Source organism: Streptomyces sp. NPDC092045 (assembly GCF_044756005.1).
Taxonomy (GTDB): Bacteria; Actinomycetota; Actinomycetes; order Streptomycetales; family Streptomycetaceae; genus Streptomyces.
Window position 1 is genome coordinate 1 of the sequence record NZ_JBIVSC010000023.1, and the last position, 13,684, is coordinate 13,684.

A 13,684-nucleotide genomic window follows, 5' to 3' on the forward strand; every position below is an offset into this window, starting at 1 on the left:
GCACAGCCCATTCGGCATCCGAAAGCTCATGACGACGCACCACGACAAGCATGATCCCCCATCGCATGATCACCTTTGAAGACGCCCCCTAGGGGCGCGGCCGGGGCCGCCGTCATGATGCTCCTGGACAACCCCCCGTCCGGCCCCGGCAGCGGCCCCCACCGGCTCCCCTCCGGCTGGTCGACCCTCGGCCGGGTCCTGCCCCCCGGCGCCTCCGGCAGCCCGCTGCGCTCCCTCGCCTCCTTCGACGGCACCGGCGCGGCGGTCCCGGCCCTGACCCCCGCCCCCTGGGTCGCCCTCGGCCCGGTCCTGCTCCTGATCGCCGACCGCCGGGCGGGACGGACGCCCGCACCGGGACTCTGACCCGAAGGCCCCGGCGCGGAGACCGCCCGGCGGGACCGCGTCCCCGTACAACCATCCGGCCGTTCGCGGGTCTTCCCCGGGGAAAGGGGAACACATGCGCAAGACGATGAAGCGGGGACTGGCCTCCCTGCTGGGCCTCGCGGCCCTGGGGACCGTCGCCGTCACCACGGCCGCGCCCGCCCGAGCGGCCGTGGGCGACTGCCCGAAGGGCTACTTCTGTGCCTGGACGCAGGAGGACGCCAAGGGGACGATGTTCAAGACGAAGACGAACATGCCCGCTCCGGGCCCGGCGGGCAACCGGTTCGTCTCGTACATCAACCGCACGTCCCTGTACGCCTGCCTGTACGAGGCCCGCGACTACAAGGCGTACGAGGGCTACTCGGCCCAGGCCCCGTCGAGCAACGGCTCGTGGACCACTTGGGGGCCGACTCCGATCTCCTCGATCAAGTTCGTCCCGGCGAGGCGGGAGTGCTCCCAGCCCGCCCACCCCTGGTGGTACGCGGAGACGGCCCCCAAGGCGGCCGGCTTCGGCGACCTGAACGGGGACCGCAGGGCCGACGTCCTCTCCCGGGACACGGTGGGCCGGCTCTGGTTCCTGCCCGGCGACGGTTCGGGCCGGATGGTCGGCTCCGGCGGCTGGAACGCCCTGGACTCCTTCGTGCGCCACGGCGACTTCAGCCGCGACGGCAGGGAGGACGTGCTCGCCCGCGAGCCCTCGACCGGCAAGCTGTGGCTGTACCCCGGCACGGGGACCGGCTCGTTCGGGACGCGCAAGCTCCTCGGTTCGGGCGGCTGGAACGGCATGGGCCGGATCGCCGGCACCGGCGACCTTTCCCGTGACGGCCGCGCCGACCTGCTGGCCGTCGAGAAGTCCACGGGCAGGCTCTGGCTCTACCCCGGCACCGCCTCCGGCGGCCTCGGTCCCCGCAAGCTGCTCGGCAGCGGCGGCTGGAACGCGATGAACGCCCTGGTCGGCCCCGGCGACATGAACGGCGACGGCCGCGTCGACCTGATCGCCCGGGAGAGGTCCACGGGCAAGCTCTGGCTCTACCCCGGCACTACCTCCGGCGGCTTCGCCGCCCGCAAGATGATCGGCTCCGGCGGCTGGAACGCCATGGACGACTTCCTCGCGGTCGGCGACACCACCGGCGACGGCCGCCCCGACCTCTCGACCGTCACCAACGAGAGCTACGCCATCGACGGCTACCCGGGGCACCCGGGCTGGCTCGTCCACTACCGGGGCCTTGGCACCGGCGGCCTCGCGTCGGGCGCGCGGGTCGACGGCGATTGGTGGGGCCTCGGCGGCGCCTTCTGACCCACGGGACCGGAACGGGCGGGGGGGCCCCGGGCGCCCCCCCCCCCCCCCCCCCCGCCCCCCCCCCCCGCGCCCCCCCCCCCCCCCCCGGTCGGTCCGGTGGGTGTGGGAGTGGGTGTGGGGGTTGGGGGGGGGCGGGGGGGGGCCCCCCCCCCCCGGGCCCCGCCCGGGGGGGCCCCCCGGGGCCCCCCGCCCCCCCGGGGCCCCCCCGCCCGTTCCACGGGGACCCCGTCAGCCCTTGCTGACCGCCGCCAGGATCTCCGGCAGGCGGCTCGCCGTGCGCGGCGCCGCCAGCCTGAGGCCCGCCCACACCAGGAGCGCGCCGTAGAGGGCCCCGGCCGGGAGGACGAGCCAGAGGAGGGAGTGGTGGCCGGCCAGGTGGAGGTAGACCGCCGCGCCGATCAGCGGGGCGCACAGCACCGCCGCCACCAGCATGCCGCCGAAGATCGAGATCCAGGCCAGGCCCGCCTGCCCCGGGACCACGTTCTTGTAGCCGCTGTCCTGCGGGATCGAGTACGGGAAGAGGGCCGAGGCCACCGCGCCCGTCGCCAGCATCGCCCCGAGCAGGCCGAACGCCAGCCCGAGGCCCTCCGGAAGGCGCTCCCAGTCGCCCAGGAAGGCGGCCGTCAGGACCGTCACGAGGACCGTGAACGGCAGGGTGACGGCGAGCAGCGCGAGCGCCCGCGCCCGCAGCTCGGCGTACGCGTCGGCCGGGGTCGAGATGGTCTGCGCGACCATCCAGAACGCCGACGTGTCCTGCCCGAACTGGTTGTACATCAGCATGCCGAGCATGCCGGAGGCGAAGCACGCCCAGTAGATCGAGCCCGCGCCCTGGAGCGCGTTGAACAGCGGCACGATCAGGCCGATGGCGAGCGAGGTGACCCACGCCGCCTTCGTCTTCGGGTCCCGCCAGACGTAGCGCAGGCTCCGCTCCATCACCGTGCCCGTGCGCCCGGCCGGCAGGACCCGGCCGAGGAACCCCGTGCCGCCGTCCTTCCCCCGGGACCCCGTGTCCGGGGCCGCGCCGATCGTGGAGCCGTCCGGCTCGACCATCAGCCGCACGAGGCTCCGCTCCCACCAGTACAGGAGCCCGGCGAGCGTCGCCGCCGTGAGCAGAAGCCGGGCCGTCGCCGCCACGAGGTCGCCGTCGCTCGCCGCGTCCACCGCGCCGACCGCGGCGGCGGGCGGCAGCCAGCCGACGACGGTCGCCGCCGGCGCGACCGCGTCCATCCCGCCCGGCTCGCTGAGCCGCTGGGCCGCGAAGTTCACGACCTGGATGCCGACCGCGATGACCAGACCGCTCAGCAGCGCCAGGTCCCGGCCCTTGCGGGAGGTGAGGAGGCGGATGTTGGCGGCGGCCACGGCCCGCGAGAGCGCCACGCAGGTGACCGCCACCAGCGGTACGGCGAGCACGGCGACGACCGTCGCGGCGGCGCCGTGCGCCACGGACAGGGCCGCGCCGAACGCGAGCAGCAGCGTCAGGACGGGGCCGATGCCCACGAGCGAGGCCACGAGCAGCGCGCGGATCAGCGGGCGGGGGAGCAGCGGCAGCATCACGAGCCGCGACGGGTCGAGCGTCTCGTCGCCGCTCGGCACGAACAGCGGCATCACGGCCCAGGAGAGCGCGACCACCCCGGTGAGGAGGATCGCGACCGGGCCGGCGTTCTCGTGGCCCCGGACGAGCACGAAGGCGAGCAGCGTCCCCGCCGCGAAGAGGACGCCGAAGACGACGGAGACGACGTACGCGGCGGTCCGTCCGCCCGACTGCCGCAGCCCGTTGCGGAGCAGCGACAGCTTGAGCCGCACGAAGACGGAGGTGAGCGAGGGGGCGGCGGAGGAGGGCGCGGGGGCGGTGGCGGTGGGGACGGCGCTCATCACTGGACCCCGCCCGTGCCCGCACCACGCGCGCCGCCCGCCGTGCCCGTGCCGCTCGCCGCGTCCGTGCCGCTCGCCGCGTCCGTGCCGCTCGCCGCGTCCGTGCCGCTCGCCGCGTCCGTGCCGCTCGCCGCGTCCGTGCCGCTCGTCGTGCCCGTGCCGCTCGTCGTGCCCGTGCCGCTCGTCGTGCCCGTGCCGCTCGTCGTGCCCGTGCCGCTCGCGGAGCCCGTGCCGCCCGCCGCGTCCGTGCCGCTCGCCGTGCCCGTGCCGCTCGCCGTGCCCGTGCCGCTCGCGGAGCCCCTGCCCGTGCCCGTGCCGTTCCCGGCGGAGCCGGATCCGCCGCCGAGCCAGTCCAGCGAATCCCCCGTCGCCGCGCGCTCGTTCGCGCCCACCAGTTCCAGGAAGGCCGCCTGGAGCGAGGGCGCGTCGCCCCGGACCTCGGCCAGCGGGCCCTGGGCACGGATCCGGCCCGCCGCCATGACGGCGACCCAGTCGCAGAGCGACTCGACCAGCTCCATGACGTGGCTGGAGAAGACGACGGTCGCGCCGGACGCGGTGTACCGCTCCAGGACGCCGCGGATGGTCTGCGCGGAGACCGGGTCGACGCCCTCGAAGGGCTCGTCGAGGAAGAGGACCTCGGGGTTGTGCAGGAGGGCCGCCGCCAGGCCGATCTTCTTCCGCATGCCGGTCGAGTAGTCCACGACCAGCTTGTGCTGCGAGCCGGTCAGGCCGAGCACGTCCAGGAGCTGGTCGGCGCGCTTGTCGACCTCGGCGCCGGGCAGGCCCCGCAGCCGGCCGCCGTAGGCGAGGAGTTCACGGCCCGAGAGGCGCTCGAAGAGCCGCAGGCCCTCCGGCAGGATGCCGATGCGGGCCTTGACCCGGGCGACCGACTCGGGGCCGGCCCACACGTCGTCCCCGGCGACCAGGATCCGCCCCTGGTCGGGCCGCAGCAGGCCGGTGATCATGGAGAGCGTGGTGGTCTTGCCCGCTCCGTTGGGCCCCACGAGCCCGATGAACCTCCCCGCGGGCAGGACCAGGTCGACCCCGTGCACCGCGATCTGCTGCCCGAAGCGCTTCCACAGCCCCTCGACCCGCACGGCGGGCACGGCACCGTCCCCCGGTGCCGTGCCCGCCGTGCCGAACACTCCCTCTGATGCCTGGTCAGGCATGCTCTGTCAGCCCCTCGGTCGTCCCCGTCGTTACGGGGCCCACCCTACGGGCGGCCCCACGGGGGCCCAGGAGTCAGGAGGCCCGGGCCGTCCTCGCGTCCGCCGCCTCCCGCCCGCACGCGTAGGCGAGGGCGCTGATCAGCTCCTCCGCGTCGGGGAGCCAGCGGTTCGCCGGGGTGGGGCGGCGGGCCCACTGCACGGCGCCCCGGCCGCCGACCCGGGTCGGCGGGGCCGCCACGCAGTACCCCTCGCCGCGCGTCGTGAGGTCGAGGGAGGACGGGACCCAGCCCAGCCTGCGGACGAGGTCCGGGACCTTCGCGGCGGCGCCCGGCAGGACGAAGAAGTACATCCGGCGGTCCGGGGCGCAGGTCACCGGGCCGAGCATCAGCTCCATCCGCTCCATGCGGGCGAGCGCGAGGAAGCCGGCCGACTCGGACACCTCGATCGCGTCGAAGGTGCGGCCGGTCGGCAGCAGGATCGAGGACCTCGGCTGCTTCGTCCACATCCGCCGGGCTCCGACCCCGCTGCCGGTGGCCTGGGTCGACCAGTCGGGCCGGGACGGATGGGCGCCCGGCAGCGCGCAGTCGTCCGCGCCGCAGGAGCACCGCTCCCGGCCCTCGGCGGCTTCCAGCCAGGTCCCTGGAACCACGTCCCAGTGCCGCTCTTCCGCGTACCGCACGGCGCTGTCCAGCAGCGGCTCGCTCCGCTGCTCGGGGACCCGCGCGGCCTCCGTGACTCCGATGGTCTCTTCCACGGTGAGCACAACTCCCGGCACCACCCGGGGTTACGGGCGGGGCCGGGAAGGGGGGTGGCGCAACGATTCCGCACGCGGGGCGCACCGGTGCACGGACGGGGGCGCGCGGAGGGCCGGGGCGCGGGGACGGGTACGCACAGGTGGGGGCGCCGGCGGGACACGCGGCCGACGTGTCCGGTTTCGCGTGTTCACATCGGCATTGACCGGATATCCGCCGGGCAGTGATCCCTTCCCAGTGATCACCCGCACGGCCTCAGGGGGTACTTCATGGCAGCCAGGCCACTCGTTCCGCGTCAGGTCAACGAACGGCTCCGGGCGCTCATCCAGGAGGCGGCCTGCTCCAACGCCGGCCTCGCCCGCAGGGTCAACACGGTCGGCGCGGAGCGCGGCCTCGACCTGCGGTACGACAAGACGTCCGTGGCGCGCTGGCTGCGCGGGCAGCAGCCGCGCGGCCGGGCGCCCGGGATCATCGCGGAGGCGCTGAGCCGCAAGCTGGGCCGCACGGTCACCATCGACGAGGTCGGCATGGCCAACGGCCGGAACCTCGCCGCCGGGGTGGGCCTCCAGTTCGCGCCGACCGTCCCCGGGGCGATCGAGCAGGTCTGCGAGCTGTGGCGCAGCGACGTGGGGCGCCGCGAGTTCCTGTCCGGCTCCACGGTGGCGGCCTCCGCCCTGGTCGAGCCCAGCCGCGACTGGCTGATCACGGTGCCGGACGCGCACGTGGCCCGGACGGCCGGGGCGCGCGTCGGGGTCGCGGACGTGGCGGCCGTCCGGGAGACGACGGCCGCGCTCGTCGACCTCGACCGGCGGTTCGGCAGCGGGCACGTGCGCCCGGTGGTGGTGCACTACCTGGACAGCGTGGTGGCGGGGATGCTGTCCGGCTCGTACCGCGAGGCGGTGGGCAGACAGCTCTTCGCCGCCGCCGCCCGACTGACCGAGCTCGCCGGGTACATGGCGGTGGACACCGGCGAACCGGGCCTCGCCCAGCGGTACTACATCCAGGCGCTGCGGCTCGCGCAGGCGGCCGGGGACCGGGGCTACGGCGGCTACGTGCTCGCCGCCTCCATGAGCCACCTCGCCGCCCAGCTCGGAAACCCCCGGGAGATCGCCCAGTTGGCACGGGCGGCGCAGGAGGGCGCGCGCGGGAAGGTGCCGCCGAGGGCGGAGGCGATGTTCTTCGCGGCGGAGGCGCGCGGGCACGCCCTGATGGGTGACGACCGCGCCTTCGAGGCCGCGGCGGGCGCCGCCGTGCGGGCCCTGGAGCTCGCCGATCCGGAGGCGGGCGACGAGCCCGTGTGGATCACCCACTTCGACCGGGCGTACCTGGCGGACGAACTGGCCCACTGCTACCGGGACCTGGGCCGCGCGGAGGCGGCGGCGCGGGCGGCGGAGGAGTCGGTCGCCGGGCACCCGGAGACGCGCGCGCGGCGGCGGGCGATCGGCCTCGCCCTGCTCGCGGCGGCGCGGATCCAGCAGCGGGAGGTGGAGCAGGCCTGCCGGACGGGGACGCGGGCGCTCGAACTCCTGGGCACGCTGCGCTCGTCGCGCGGCATGGAGTACCTGGAGGACCTGAGGGACCGCCTGGAGCCGTTCTCCGGGGAGCCCGCGGTACGGGAGTTCGGGGTGCGGATGGAGCTGTACGCGGCCTGAGCCCGGCCGGAGGGGCCCCGGGCCGGTCGCGTGAACCAGTTCTGTAACCGGCCTCACACGTGTGTGCGGAGCCCCGGGCCCACCCGGTAGCGTGAACCGACGATTCCGTAGGTCCATCAGTAGGAGTCCCGGTGACGCAGAACGGACAGGGTCCGGAACCGCAGTACCCGGCGGTGCCCCCCGCGCACGACGGTGCCCACGGGGGAGCGCGGTCGTGGGACGGCGGCTGGGCCCCCGCCGGCGGTCAGCCGGGCGGACAGCCGCTGCCGCCCGCGCAGCCGCTGCCCCCGGAGGCGGCACCGGGCGCCGCCGACATGCAGTCCACGCAGTACCTGCCGCCGATACCCCCGCAGTCCGGCTACGGCTACCCGGGCCCGGGGCCCGCCGCCGACATGCAGGCGACCCAGCACATCGCGCCGGTGCCGGGCGCGATGCCGCCGACCGGGGCGCCGCAGCCCGGCTACGGCTACCCGCACCAGGCCCAGGCGCAGGCGCCGCAGCCCGGCTACGGCTACCCGCACCCGGCCGCATCCGACATGCAGGCCACCCAGCACATCGCGCCGGTGCCGCCGCAGCAGGACGGCGGGGGCTCGACCCGGTTCCCGGGCACGGGCCCGCTGCCGCACCAGGGCGGCCCCGGCCCCGCCGGGGCCTCCGACGCGACCCGGTACATCGCCCCCGTGCCCCCGGACGCGTCCGGCGAGCGGCAGCCGCCCGCCGAGTTCGACAGCCTCTTCCGCACGGAGGCGCCCCGGGCCCCGCAGCAGCCGCCGGGCCACCGGACGCCGCCCCCGGCCCCCGGCCCGTACCAGCAGCCCCCGCAGCACCACCAGCCGCCGCAGCACCAGCCCCCGCAGCCCCCGCAGCAGGGGTACGGCTACGAGGAGGCCTACTACGACGAGGAGCCCGCGCCGCGCCGCAAGTCGCCGGTCGCCCTGATCGCCGTCGTCGTCGTCGGCTGCGCGGTCGTCGGCCTCGGCGCCGGTGCGCTGCTCAGCGGCGGCGACGACGACAAGAAGGAGCCGGAGAAGAGCGGCGCGACCGTGGCGTCGTCCTCCTCCGCGCCCGCCGCGGGACAGCCCTCGGAGAAGCCGGCCGACCCGGCGGAGGGCCAGGCGCAGGAGCTGAGCAAGCTCCTCGCGACCAGCAGCGACAGCCGCGACACGGTGATCAACTCGGTCGCGTCCATCAACCGGTGCAAGAACCTGGACAAGGCCGCCGCGGACCTGCGGGGCGCCGCCGAGCAGCGCCGGGGCCTGATCACCAGGCTCCAGTCGCTGTCGGTCGACAAGGTCCCGGACAACGCCAGGCTGACCGCCGCGCTCGTCGAGGCCTGGAAGGCCTCCGCGTCCGCCGACGACCACTACGCCGCGTGGGCCGACCAGGTGAAGGCCGAGGACGGCTGCAAGGGCGGCAAGGCCCGCAGGACGAACCACCTGGGCGCGGCCGAGAAGGACAGCGGCACCGCCACCAGGGCCAAGAAGAAGGCGTCCGGGCTGTGGAACCCGACCGCCGACACGTACGGACTGGAGAAGCGCGCCTACCACCAGCTCTGAGGCCCCGGTCCCGGGAGGGACCGGGGGCGGGAGCCGGGTACCGGTGGCCGGGAGGTCAGGAGACGCCGAGGAGCGTCGCGCCGACGTCGACGAAGCCGGGCTTCTGCGCCACCAGCCGCCCCTGGCGCACCACCTGGAAGGTCACCTGGTGGTTGACGATCCGGGGGAAGCCGGAGGCGCCGAGCAGGTCCGTGTACTTCCAGCGCAGGGCCGGGGTGAGGCCGCCGGTGTCGATCCGCTCGCCCCGGTCGAGGGCGTGGGCGATCTCCGTCGCCGTGATCCGGTCCCGGTCCAGGGACTCCACGACCTCCTTGAGGACCGTGTACGCGATCCAGGTGGTCTGGACGCCCGTGTCGGCCGGGTCGACCCGGTTGTCGACGAACGCGTGCTCCCGGACGACCTTGCGCATCGGCGCCCAGCTCTTGTCGCCCGCCTCCGGGTACCAGCCGGTGACGAACGCGCCCTCGAAGGGGCTGTGGGCGCCGCCGGTGCGGTCGATCACGGGCTGGTCGACGCTGCCGAGGACCGAGGAGATGCGGATGCCGCCGCCCTTCCCGTCCTTCCCGCTCCCGCTCCGCTCCTCCTTCTCCGGCAGGCGCCGGAAGGAGTCGAAGAAGGTCTGGGTGCGCTCGCCGAGCACGGCGGTCACGCAGCCGCCCGCGCCCTTCGCCCCGGTCCTGGCCCGCCCGGCCGGCCGCGTGTACTCGGCGGCGTCCTCGGCGGCCGGGATGTCGACGGCCCCGCCGTGCTTCGCCCCGCGCAGGCCGGAGTCGAGGAGGGCGGGCAGCCGGTCCCCGCCGACGGTGTCGGGCCGGACGAGCGCGACCTTCTCGCAGACGTCGGCGAGCTGCATGCCGTGCCCGGCGACCAGCGAGGCCTGTCCGCCGTTGACGGGGTACGACAGCGGGCTGGTGAACTCGTCGTCCGTGACGCCGTAGCCGCCGATGTACGGGATGCCGGCCGCTTCGAGGGAGTTCATGAAGACGCGCCCCTGCTGGCTGTACGAGCCGACGACGGCGACCGCCTTCTCGTCGATGGCCCGGCCGGCGCAGTCGGCGGCCCCCTCGGAGGTGTTGCGTTCGTTGCAGGTGAGGACGCGCAGTTCGTGCCCGTCGATGCCGCCCTGTGAGTTGACCCAGCGGGCGAAGGCCTGCGCCATGGCGGGCATGCCGGGCATGTTGGTGGCCTTGGTGCGGTCGGGTGCCCAGGTCATCACGGTGATGGGCTCCCGGGAGCCCCCCGTGGCCCCGGGGATCACACCGCATCCGGTGAGCAGCGACGCACCGGCCGCCGTGGCCGTGACGTACGCGAGGAGTGGGGTCAGTCGCCTGCCGGTCATGGACACGCACGTTTCCTCCCCGGGGGTAACGCGGGAGTGAGTACGGGTCGACGGTGGGTGACGGGAGGGTGAATTGCGGGGGTCGGCCGGGGGTGGGTCCACCCGTCCGGCAGGGGAACGTACGATCGAAACGTGTCCAGTCCAGCCACCGACCCCACCACCGGTCCGGTCCCCGGTCCCCACGCGGGCCCGGCCTCCGAACCGCCCCTCGGTCCGTCCCCCGGTCCGGTCCCCGGTTCGGGGAACCCTTCCCGTCGCGGCCGTCGCTCCTCCACCATGGGCGGCATGCCGCTCAACGACATGCCGTGGTGGCGCTGGCGCAGCAACGTGCGCTCGGCGCTGCACATGCTCTCCGACCCCGCGTTCCACGAGACGACCTGGCTGGCCGGCCGGGAGGGGTACGGCGACGTCACCGACGCCGTCTACCGCCTGGTCGAGGACACCTGGCTCGACAACTGGTCCGCCGAGAAGTACGTCGGCGCGATCTTCCGGGACTCCGGCGAGGCCGCCCTCGTCGACGTCGCCGTCCTGCGGGTGCTGCGCATCCTGCACCAGGTCGGACCCGACGCGCCCGTCTCCGCCTACCTGGAGCACCAGGGCTGGCCGGAGGCCGTACGGGCCGCCCGCGAGGCCCACGTGCGCCTCGCGCTCGCCGACGGCGAGGACCCCGACACGCCCCCGCGCTCCCTCGACCTGCTCCGTATCATGACGCGGTCCTGAACCGTTCCGCCTGACGGACGGTGCGTCTCGCCACCGGCCGGGTGTGGCAGGCTGGCGGAATGACCGACCAGTACGTCCTCACCCTCTCGTGCCCCGACAAGCAGGGCATCGTGCACGCCGTGTCGAGCTACCTCTTCATCACGGGATGCAACATCGAGGACAGCCAGCAGTTCGGGGACCGGGACACCGGGCTCTTCTTCATGCGGGTCCACTTCTCGGCCGAGTCGCCCGTGGACGTGGAGAAGCTGCGGGCCAGCTTCGCGGCGGTCGGCGACGCCTTCGGCATGGAGTGGCGGATCGACCGGGCCGAGGAGCGCATGCGGGTCGTGCTCATGGTGTCGAAGTTCGGGCACTGCCTGAACGACCTGCTGTTCCGCTCCCGGATCGGGGCGCTGCCGGTGGAGATCGTGGCCGTGGTCTCCAACCACACGGACTTCGAGGAGCTGGTCGGCTCGTACGGGCTGCCGTTCCGGCACATCCCCGTCACCAAGGACAACAAGGCGGAGGCGGAGGGCGAACTGCTCGACCTCGTGCGCGAGGAGAACGTCGAGCTGGTCGTCCTCGCCCGCTACATGCAGGTCCTCTCCGACGACCTCTGCAAGCAGCTCTCCGGCCGGATCATCAACATCCACCACTCCTTCCTGCCGAGCTTCAAGGGCGCCAAGCCCTACCACCAGGCGCACACCCGGGGCGTGAAGCTGATCGGCGCGACCGCGCACTACGTGACGGCCGACCTCGACGAGGGGCCGATCATCGAGCAGGAGGTCGAGCGGGTCGGCCACGAGGTGACCCCGGACCAGCTCGTCGCGATCGGCCGCGACGTGGAGTGCCAGGCGCTCGCCCGCGCGGTCAAGTGGCACGCGGAGCACCGCATCCTGCTGAACGGCAGCCGCACGGTCGTCTTCGCGTAGAACGTCCCCGGGCCCCGGCCGGCCGGACGAGCCCCGGGGCCGCCCTACAGCCGGCTGAGGGACGCCGCCGCGCCCAGGACGTCGCGGATCGCCTCGCGGTCGCCGTCCTGGCCCGCCGCCGCTTCCTCCGGGGAGATGCGGCCCGCCACGAGCTGGCAGAACTCGACGCCCTCCATGGCGACCTGGGCCACCGCCTGGTCCGGGTCGCCGATCGCGGCCGGGGAGTCCAGGGCGATGTACCAGTGGCCGCCGCCCGCGCCCTCGACCTCCAGGTGCAGCGAGCGGCCCGGCGCGCCCGCCGCGACGAGGTGTCGGGCGGGCGAGGCGAGACCGGTGCGGCGGCGCCCGGCCAGGGCCGCCGGGAGCAGCCGCGTCGCCAGGCCGATCATCTCGTGCAGATGGGCGCCGCAGGGCGGGTCGTACGGGTACGCCACCGCGTTCGCGATGTCGTCCGCGTGCAGCCAGCACTCGAAGGCCCGCTCCAGGAGCGAGTCCCGCAGCGGCAGCGCGAAGTCCTTGTAGGTGACCGTGAGGTCGGCCACTCCGCGCCCGGCGAAGGAGACCGTGCGGATCAGGGTGTGGCTCTGGTCCCGCCAGGGCTCCCGCAGGCCCCGGCCCGGCGGCCGTCCCAGGCCCGACCAGAACGCCTCGGTCCGCTCGGACGGCGACAGCTCGGGCGTGCCGCCGCCCAGCGGGTCGTCGAGCCCGAGGGCCCCGGCCACCAGGCCGTCCACGGCGAAGAGGTGGCCGATGACCCCGGCGACGGTCGCCTTGCGGCGGACCGGCCGGTCCTCCTCGTACCACTTGAGCCGCACCGGCGCGTGCCACTCGGAGTCGCCGATGTCCCGCAGCAGCGCGTCGAGCCGGGCGGTCTCCGCGTCGTACGGCGTGACCCAGTCGGGGACCGGGATGCGGGCCGGGCGGCGGCCGAGGCAGTTCTCCAGGACCCGGGAGCGCAGCAGCGGATCGAGGTCCAGGTCGCGGTCGCGGTGGAGCAGGGCGACGGCGTCGCGCAGCCGCAGGGCCTCGTCGGCGCACGGGCCGCACTCGGTGAGGTGCGCCTCGACGGCCGCGGTCTCCCCGGCCGAGCACGCGGAGAGCGCCCAGGCCCCGAGCAGGGACTTGAGCACGCCGTGGCCGAGGACGGGCACGGCGGGCTCCTCCACCGGCCCCTCCCCCTCCGGCTCCTCCACCGGCCCTTCCTCCTCCGGTCCATCCGGTTCGTCCGGCTCCCGCGGTTCCGCCGGACCCGGCCGGGTCGTCAGGTCCGCGTGGTCGTCCGCGGACCGGCGGGGGCCCGGTATCCGGGGAGCGCGCGCGACGCGGTCCGCGTCGTCGTCCGCCCCGCTCACAGGGCCCGTCCGTAGCCGGGTGGGGAGGTCCCTTCGAGCGGCGGCCGGGTGTGCGCCGTGGAGAGGAGCTGGAGGCCGAGCCGGAGGCGCCGGCGCGCCTCGTCCTCGGTGACGCCGAGGTCGGCGGCGGTCTGGCGGTAGTCCCGCCGCTGGAAGTAGGCGAGTTCGAGCGCGGCCCGCAGCGGCGCGGGCATCGACGTCACGATGTAGTCGGCGCGGGCCGCGATCGAGGCCCGGCGCACCTTCTGCTCCAGCTCCTCGGCGGAGCCGATCCCCGTCTCCGCGTACGCCGTCGCCTCCGCGAGCCGCAGCCGGTGCACGGCCTGCCGCTGGGCGAGCCCGGCCACCCACGCGCGCATGTTCCCCTGCCGGGGGTCGTACGCGTCGGGGTTCTCCCAGATGTAGCCGAAGACCTCGCGGGTGACCTGGTCGGCCGTCGCGTCGTCGTCGAGGACCCGGTGGGCGAGGCTGTGCACCAGCGAGGCGAACCGGTCGTACAGCTCGCCGAGCGCGGCGGCCTCCCCGCGCGCCAGCCGCTGCTGCATCCTGCGGTCCCAGCGCGGTGGTGTGTCCTTCGCCATCCGACCCTCCGCCCGTGCCGACCCTCCGGTTCCCCTCCAAAGTAGTGCGCCGTGCCGACGGCGCACCCCTGTTTGCCGCAAGTGCGCCCTTGACGGGGG

General features: G+C 75.0%; 11 protein-coding genes and 1 pseudogene. 6 read left to right on the top strand and 6 right to left on the bottom strand.

The window, feature by feature from the left end:
* Window positions 1-75 precede the first annotated feature (75 nt).
* Together ACIQKA_RS31040 and ACIQKA_RS31045 are read left to right on the top strand one after the other, a co-directional pair.
* Entirely contained in the window at window positions 76-363 is a 288-nt protein-coding gene (locus tag ACIQKA_RS31040; protein WP_402543034.1) for a hypothetical protein, read from the top strand.
* Between the two features lie 94 nt (window positions 364-457).
* Window positions 458-1,678 carry an FG-GAP-like repeat-containing protein gene (locus tag ACIQKA_RS31045; RefSeq protein WP_402543035.1) on the top strand — a complete coding sequence of 407 codons (1,221 nt, stop codon included), beginning with the start codon at window positions 458-460 and terminating at the stop codon, window positions 1,676-1,678.
* 231 nt (window positions 1,679-1,909) lie between these two features.
* On the opposite strand, the gene ACIQKA_RS31050 is transcribed toward ACIQKA_RS31045, so the two are convergent.
* The 3 genes and pseudogenes from ACIQKA_RS31050 to ACIQKA_RS31060 all read right to left on the bottom strand — a co-directional run bounded on the left by ACIQKA_RS31050 (window position 1,910) and on the right by ACIQKA_RS31060 (window position 5,485).
* Window positions 1,910-3,553: a transporter gene (locus ACIQKA_RS31050; RefSeq protein ID WP_391094373.1), complete on the bottom strand. Its 1,644-nt coding sequence runs from the start codon at window positions 3,551-3,553 to the stop codon at window positions 1,910-1,912.
* 332 nt (window positions 3,554-3,885) lie between these two features.
* Window positions 3,886-4,722 (bottom strand): annotated as a pseudogene (locus ACIQKA_RS31055) (ABC transporter ATP-binding protein); the annotation flags it as partial.
* Between the two features lie 73 nt (window positions 4,723-4,795).
* On the bottom strand, window positions 4,796-5,485 hold the full coding sequence (locus tag ACIQKA_RS31060; RefSeq protein WP_390110674.1) for a bifunctional DNA primase/polymerase: 690 nt from the start codon (window positions 5,483-5,485) through the stop codon (window positions 4,796-4,798).
* A 258-nt stretch (window positions 5,486-5,743) separates the two neighbouring features.
* Here ACIQKA_RS31060 and ACIQKA_RS31065 point away from each other — a divergent pair, with 258 nt between their 5' ends.
* Together ACIQKA_RS31065 and ACIQKA_RS31070 are read left to right on the top strand one after the other, a co-directional pair.
* Window positions 5,744-7,126: a transcriptional regulator gene (locus ACIQKA_RS31065; protein WP_383157453.1), complete on the top strand. Its 1,383-nt coding sequence runs from the start codon at window positions 5,744-5,746 to the stop codon at window positions 7,124-7,126.
* Window positions 7,127-7,257: 131 nt separating this feature from the next.
* On the top strand, window positions 7,258-8,682 hold the full coding sequence (locus ACIQKA_RS31070; protein WP_402543036.1) for a hypothetical protein: 1,425 nt from the start codon (window positions 7,258-7,260) through the stop codon (window positions 8,680-8,682).
* A gap of 55 nt (window positions 8,683-8,737) precedes the next feature.
* Here ACIQKA_RS31070 and ACIQKA_RS31075 read toward each other — a convergent pair whose 3' ends face one another.
* Window positions 8,738-10,021: an ABC transporter substrate-binding protein gene (locus tag ACIQKA_RS31075; RefSeq protein WP_391094375.1), complete on the bottom strand. Its 1,284-nt coding sequence runs from the start codon at window positions 10,019-10,021 to the stop codon at window positions 8,738-8,740.
* A 276-nt stretch (window positions 10,022-10,297) separates the two neighbouring features.
* On the opposite strand from ACIQKA_RS31075, the gene ACIQKA_RS31080 reads away from it, so the two are divergent.
* Both ACIQKA_RS31080 and purU read left to right on the top strand, forming a co-directional pair.
* Window positions 10,298-10,741 (top strand): hypothetical protein, encoded by a 444-nt coding sequence (locus ACIQKA_RS31080; protein ID WP_125666827.1) that lies wholly within the window; start codon window positions 10,298-10,300, stop codon window positions 10,739-10,741.
* A 59-nt stretch (window positions 10,742-10,800) separates the two neighbouring features.
* A complete protein-coding gene (gene purU, locus ACIQKA_RS31085) occupies window positions 10,801-11,652 on the top strand; it encodes a formyltetrahydrofolate deformylase (protein ID WP_383157446.1) in 852 nt (283 codons plus the stop codon).
* 44 nt (window positions 11,653-11,696) lie between these two features.
* Here purU and ACIQKA_RS31090 read toward each other — a convergent pair whose 3' ends face one another.
* Together ACIQKA_RS31090 and ACIQKA_RS31095 are read right to left on the bottom strand one after the other, a co-directional pair.
* Window positions 11,697-13,004, bottom strand: a complete 1,308-nt coding sequence (locus ACIQKA_RS31090; RefSeq protein WP_402543037.1) for a maleylpyruvate isomerase N-terminal domain-containing protein — start codon at window positions 13,002-13,004, stop codon at window positions 11,697-11,699.
* Complete coding sequence (locus ACIQKA_RS31095; RefSeq protein WP_383157442.1) at window positions 13,001-13,585, bottom strand: sigma-70 family RNA polymerase sigma factor; 585 nt, start codon at window positions 13,583-13,585, stop codon at window positions 13,001-13,003. The genes ACIQKA_RS31090 and ACIQKA_RS31095 overlap by 4 nt, the downstream gene beginning before the upstream one ends.
* Between the last annotated feature and the right edge of the window lie 99 nt (window positions 13,586-13,684).

Coding starts and splice junctions, on each gene's coding strand:
- purU (WP_383157446.1), top strand. CDS start 10,801: ATGACCGACCAGTACGTCCTCACCCTCTCGTGCCCCGACAAGCAGGGC.
- ACIQKA_RS31065 (WP_383157453.1), top strand. CDS start 5,744: ATGGCAGCCAGGCCACTCGTTCCGCGTCAGGTCAACGAACGGCTCCGG.
- ACIQKA_RS31050 (WP_391094373.1), bottom strand. CDS start 3,553: ATGAGCGCCGTCCCCACCGCCACCGCCCCCGCGCCCTCCTCCGCCGCC.
- ACIQKA_RS31095 (WP_383157442.1), bottom strand. CDS start 13,585: ATGGCGAAGGACACACCACCGCGCTGGGACCGCAGGATGCAGCAGCGG.
- ACIQKA_RS31080 (WP_125666827.1), top strand. CDS start 10,298: ATGGGCGGCATGCCGCTCAACGACATGCCGTGGTGGCGCTGGCGCAGC.
- ACIQKA_RS31075 (WP_391094375.1), bottom strand. CDS start 10,021: ATGACCGGCAGGCGACTGACCCCACTCCTCGCGTACGTCACGGCCACG.
- ACIQKA_RS31045 (WP_402543035.1), top strand. CDS start 458: ATGCGCAAGACGATGAAGCGGGGACTGGCCTCCCTGCTGGGCCTCGCG.